Annotated in this window: 5 protein-coding genes and 1 pseudogene; all 6 read right to left on the bottom strand. The window is 33.8% G+C overall.

Translation table 11 applies throughout. From position 1 onward, the window contains the following. Positions 1-2,061: type II secretion system protein GspD (locus AB8B65_RS20830; RefSeq protein ID WP_405303204.1), on the bottom strand; the 2,061-nt coding region annotated here is incomplete at its 3' end. 6 nt (positions 2,062-2,067) lie between these two features. Further along, positions 2,068-3,477: a GspE/PulE family protein gene (locus AB8B65_RS20825; protein ID WP_405303205.1), complete on the bottom strand. Its 1,410-nt coding sequence runs from the start codon at positions 3,475-3,477 to the stop codon at positions 2,068-2,070. Between the two features lie 2 nt (positions 3,478-3,479). Beyond that, the gene (locus AB8B65_RS20820) at positions 3,480-3,962 is read right to left on the bottom strand and encodes a prepilin peptidase (protein WP_405303203.1); all 483 of its coding nucleotides are present in this window, start codon (positions 3,960-3,962) and stop codon (positions 3,480-3,482) included. Further along, a complete protein-coding gene (locus tag AB8B65_RS20815; protein WP_405303202.1) occupies positions 3,959-4,381 on the bottom strand; it encodes a prepilin-type N-terminal cleavage/methylation domain-containing protein in 423 nt (140 codons plus the stop codon). Before AB8B65_RS20815 ends, AB8B65_RS20820 begins: the two co-directional genes overlap by 4 nt. A gap of 205 nt (positions 4,382-4,586) precedes the next feature. Further along, the gene (locus AB8B65_RS20810; RefSeq protein WP_405303201.1) at positions 4,587-5,183 is read right to left on the bottom strand and encodes a hypothetical protein; all 597 of its coding nucleotides are present in this window, start codon (positions 5,181-5,183) and stop codon (positions 4,587-4,589) included. A 300-nt stretch (positions 5,184-5,483) separates the two neighbouring features. After that, positions 5,484-5,779: pseudogene (locus AB8B65_RS20805) on the bottom strand (transposase); the annotation flags it as partial.

Genomic DNA, 5,779 nt, shown 5'->3' with positions numbered 1-5,779 from the left:
TTCTTCAATTCCTCCTAAAACGGCAATGTCTTGATCGCGCATTCTAATGATTGATCTAAATTCTCTTGAACTGATATCTGGCGGCGCATTTTCGTCAATACGACTTCCAAATGTTGACTGAATTACAAAAATATCAAGCGTTACTTGTCCGTCACCTGAAACTATTGGTTTGATAGAGATTCCGAGTTCAGCATCAATTGGATAGTAATTTGTAATTTCTGAAGTTTGCGGATTATCAGTTCCGTAAATGTTACGTTGTGTAACGGCATAATACGATGTTGTCCCATTTGACAGCGTTGCGCGATGTCCGTTTAAGGTTGATATTTTTGGTGTAGAACGAATTTTAATGTCACCATCTTGTTCCATTGCAGAGATATTTGCAAAGAATTCTGGCACTACTTTTCCTAAGTTGAACGAACCAAAACCATCAAAACCTCCAATAACACGATTGACCGTATTTGCACCCAATGTTAAGTTGGTATTTGGAAAAATACTTCCGCTTGTTTGTGTTGGTTGATCGCCAATTCCCCAACTAATTCCCGTTTCAACAACTGATAATTTACTTACATCAATCAGCATGACTTCAATTAAAATAACAGGAACAGGTTTGTCAATTTTTTCTATAAAGTTTCTAAAACGTTTTACGCTTGAACTTGGTCCACTGACATAAAAACTATTGAGTTCAAAATCTGCTTGAATTTGTAAATCGGCAATTAAATCGGAAGGTAAAATATTGATTAATGCTTCTGCCTGACTGCTATTGTTGTTTGCCAAACCTCTTCCTTGATTCGATTGTCCTTTTTGACTTAAAGTGGTTCTATTGGCATTGTTTCCGTTTGAAAAAGAATCAAATTGATTTCCACCACCAAAACTGTTATTATTTTGCCCAACACTACTACTTCTTGCTCTTGTAGAATTTCCTCCATTAGAATCGGTGAGTAATTCTATAGAACGATGCATTAGTGGAATGATTGAGATTTCGCGCAAACTCAGCTGATTTGTCGTTCCAAAAATATACATGTTTCTATCCTTTTTAAAGGTAAAAAATGCTTGCGATGCATTTGCTGTCTGATTGTTCTGATTTCCTCTCTGATTTGTATTATTTCTATTAGAATTTGTATTTACAGCTAGTGTTTGCGTTTGTGTACTTTCAAACATTTTGGTCAGTAAATCGTCAAAATAAATACGTTTAGATGTAAAACTTGTAAATCCAGCGTCGGTCAATGGCGTTGCTGTAAATACATCAATTTCTAGTGCGTTTCCGATATCGTGAATCACCGCGTCAATGGCAACATTGGTAAAATCGACTTCTACAATTTTTCGTTGTTTGTCTAGTACTTTGAAGCTAAAGTTTGATTTTCTTCTTCTCGCTTGCGGTTTTGTTGTACCACCAGTTTGATTTTCTGAAACGGCTTGCACATCATTTTCAAATATGTAAAAACCATTGCTCGCTTTTTCCATGTAAAGTCCATTTGCATAGGCTAATTGTTCCATTGCAGTATCAAACGAAGTATCTTTTACATAAAAAGTGATTTGTTTGTTTTCAATATCAGGTGAGAAACTTAGATTCTTTCCTGTTTTGTTCATTATTTTTTTGAAAGTCGTATATAATGTATCTGATTTGATATCCAAACTCACCCGATCATTTTTCATGTCATAGCTCATCGGAATTACTTTAGCTTGCACTTTTTCAACAGGTTTTGTGTATTTTTTTATGGCGAGAATGTTTCCTGTGAATTCAATCGTAAGTTCATGTTCTTTACACAAGAAAGTTAATAAATCTGCAACCGTAACATCTGGAAAATTAGTAGCGACAGAGATTTTGTTTAGTTCGGAAGAAATATTGAAATTCAGTTTGTGAATATCCGCCACAGCGAGCAAAAAACTACTCAGTGTTGCACCATTAATACTGATGTCTGTCTTTACATTTTCGGTAAGTCCAACATTGTCAACTGCAAGTGTTTCCAATTGATTTTTTATTGCTTCAATTCGCGGTGTTTCTTGTGCAAAAACTGCAAATTGCATGAAACATAATAGTATGATGAGAATTAATTTCTTCATTTTTTCTTAGTTTGATAACAAGGCGTAGACTTCATCGATGGAAGTTGTTCCATTTCCGACAAGAACAATTGCGTTGTCTTTTAATGTTTGTATATTTTTTTCTTTCAGATAGCCTGAAATTTCGGTTTCATTTTCTTTGATTTGATTGATGAGTTCAGTTCCGATCGGAATGATTTCATATATCGCTTTTCTGCCTAAATATCCAGTTTGGTAACACGCATTGCAACCTACTGCAACATGATGCGTTTGTATGTTTTTTGGCAATATCATATCTTTTGGCAACGTTGCTGTTGCTATAGATTGTGCTTTTTTACAGTGATTACAGAGTTTACGCACCAGTCGTTGTGCAACACTCATGTTTAGTGTACTTGCAATTAGAAATGGCGGAATGTCCATGTCTATTAATCTCGAAATTGTTGCCCAAGCTGAGTTGGTGTGTATTGTTGATAATACCAAATGTCCTGTTAATGCAGCACGAATTGCCATATTGGCTGTTTTTGCATCACGAATTTCTCCGACCATAATTACATCCGGATCTTGCCGTAAAAAGGTGCGAAGTGTACTTGAAAAATCGAGTCCAATATTTTCTTTTAGTTGTACTTGATTGATTCCTTCTAGTGTATATTCAATCGGATCTTCTATGGTTAGAATGTTGGTTTCTGAATCGTTCAGAAGTTTTAAAGTCGCATATAACGTGGTTGTTTTTCCAGAACCTGTTGGGCCTGAAATTAGGATGATTCCGTTTGGCTTTTTGATGATTTCTTTATAGGTATAGAGTTCATCAGCAGAGAAACCCAATTCTTCTAAATTGATATGATTTGCGTCTTTACTTAGAATTCGCAATACTATTTTTTCGCCGTGCAATGTTGGAAGTGAAGATACACGAATGTCAAATTCGCCTTGTGCATTATGAATGGTTATACGTCCGTCTTGTGGCAAGCGTTTTTCGGAAATATCTAACTGCGCCTTGATTTTTATTTTGTTGATAATTACAGGATATTCAGCCGCTGGAATTACGTATTGTTCTTTTAGTTTTCCGTCTAAGCGAAAGCGAATTCGGCATGAATGTTCATACGGTTCAAAATGAATATCACTACTTCCAATGTCTTTTGCGGCGATGATTATTTTTTCTAGAAAATCATCTGTATAATGTAATGCTTCTGCTTTGCTATTGGCTGTTTTCCGAAAGTTTGTTGCCAGGTATTTTTCAATGTTTTCGGAAGATTCTAATTCTAGTTGAATTTCTTTATCAAATACAATGGAAAGTTCTTTTCGTAAGGCTTCATTTGTAACTTCTGACTTAAAAGTCAAGACTTCATTTTCATCTGTCATCGGAATTACACGATAATGATATGCTTGCGCGCTGCTGATGAGCTGTTGCAATGAAACGTGTATGTTGTAATTTTGTGTTTCCATCATTATATATTGTATAAATTAGGTAGGAATCCTGTCCAATTCATTGAGTAAACTCCAATAAAAAAAACACTCATATATCCAGCAAGTGGTACAGATTTCATTTTCATTTTATTCTTCAAAACAAAGTGTATTATTAGTGAAAACAACAATGAAAAGACAAAAAATATGATAAATGAAGCAATCGGAAAAGCTACACATAATCCTATAAATAGGAGCGCGTCGCCCAAGCCAAATACTTCTTTTAAACCTGTTCTTAGTTTGAATTTTGTATAGGTTTGAAGCGCCAAAAACACAAGCATGATAATTCCTAAATTCACGATGGAAGTTTTCCAAAATAGCTCAAAAAAAGTGTTGGTATAATATAAATATCCTGCTGTACAGGCAACTATTGGAAATAGAAACCAGTACACACTTCTTTCTTTGATATCTTGATACGCTATGATCATAAATGAAAGGATTAATATGATTTTTAAAGTGATGATCAATCTTTTATAATTTCTTTGGGATTGCCTTTTTCATCAATTTCCCAAACATTACGGATTCCGTCACCATCAAAATCTTCAATTGCTTCTGCGCGTGCTTTGTATGTACCACCATCTGCGGCTGTGATTTCGTAGGTATATCGTGCATTTCCACCATTGTCTGTAGTAATTGGTACTTGATAATCGATCTCGTTGAAGTCGGTTGAATAGCGCGAATATAGATAGCGATACTGCGTTTGCATGGAGTGAATCGCTTTGAGTTGAAATTGTGCTTCCGTCGCTTTTGCCTTTGCTATGTAGGGCATTAAGTTTGGAAGTGCTATGAGTAGTAGAATTCCAATAATAGCGAGTACTATTAGGATTTCTTGTAAGTTAAATGCTTTAACTTTATGGTTTAAAAAAGAGTGTTTTTTGAGCTTCATATACGGTATTTCTACATCTATTTTTGAGTTGAATTGGTTTGATCTTGTAGGGAATATTCAACGTATCTAAAATAGGGTATGTGAAGTTGGTATTTGTGACGCTTATGTATTTTTTGGTTGGTTGGGAAGTTTTGTTTTTGATTTAATTTATTTATTCGTTTGGAGTGATCGCTCATCGATTACTCTGTAACATTACCCCACCACCTTAATGTGCTCTATAAGAAAACGGAATTTTTCGGTAGCAGTTAGATTTCATACACTCAGAATCAAAGTCTAATTTTTTTATAGATTTATGCATACACTCTATATCTAGAGATTCAAAAATAGAATCTATTTCTTGTACAATTTTCTTGATTTTAGTTCCAGAAGTTTTCTCTTTTGCTATATCATATACTAGATAAGGTAAATCATTGGTCGAAAAACCTTGTAATCTGTATGAGTGATTATAAATATTATTTAGGTAGAAGCCTAAAACCAGACTACCACATTGGGACGAACTTTTTATTATCGAAATTTTTGTAGCGTCATTTTTTGAAGTTAAATTATTTTCATTTACCTGAATTTGATAGAAATCAAAGTTTATAATCTGACTTGATTCATATTCCATGTAGTTGTAATTAAGCGATACATCATTAAGCAAAGAGAAATCGTTGATGACTTTACCTTTGCTATCTTTAAGCTTAAACATATCATCCAGATATAAGTGCATGATAATTCTCTTTTCGATAGCACTTGATTTTTTTTGAGCATTTACATTGTAACAAAATATAAATGTTAAAATAAGGTATATTGAATTTTTCATAGTTTTAAATTTAAAAAATTGTGATTGGAATAAATGGTTTTCTAGGCTAGTGCGAGGAAACCGAATCAAGTTCGGTTTGAAAATTATGACTTTTTAGATAGCCTCTTTGAAATTGTTTGTATGTAACGTTAATTTACGTTAGTATCCGAAATTTTATACAACTCCAGTTATTTTAATAATCCCAAATATAGTTAACCCTATACCTAGGATAAAGAATAGTTTTTTATTATCGATTATCCCACGCTAGCGCTAGTATATACTAGTGCCGAAACACAAGCTAAAAATATACAATACCATCATCTAACCAAAGAAACCGATGTCATCTATTTCTAAAATAGTATGATCTTCTTGATAATTTCTAGCACTTGAATATTTCCAATCGATTGGTTTTGTTACAAAACCACCTTCTACAGGATTGTTGTGTATATAACTTATTTTCTCTAGAATTACTTTGTTACTCCATAACTCTATAGGTTTATTATGATGTTACCAAAACTGGTATTTGCTTGTAGTTGCATTCTTTTTTCCTGCTCGCTCAAACATCCAAAGTAACCATTCTTTTCTACTTTCTTGTGGGTTAGTTGCTATTGTTTCTA

The organism is Kordia sp. (genome assembly GCF_045105435.1).
In the GTDB taxonomy this organism is placed as follows: domain Bacteria; phylum Bacteroidota; class Bacteroidia; order Flavobacteriales; family Flavobacteriaceae; genus Kordia.
The sequence above is the reverse complement of the archived record's forward strand: the minus strand, read 5'-3'. Positions and strand labels throughout refer to the sequence as shown.

Bases quoted from the DNA above. Each gene is read 5' to 3' on its own strand.
- AB8B65_RS20825 (WP_405303205.1), bottom strand. From the start codon at position 3,477: ATGGAAACACAAAATTACAACATACACGTTTCATTGCAACAGCTCATC.
- AB8B65_RS20810 (WP_405303201.1), bottom strand. From the start codon at position 5,183: ATGAAAAATTCAATATACCTTATTTTAACATTTATATTTTGTTACAAT.
- AB8B65_RS20815 (WP_405303202.1), bottom strand. From the start codon at position 4,381: ATGAAGCTCAAAAAACACTCTTTTTTAAACCATAAAGTTAAAGCATTT.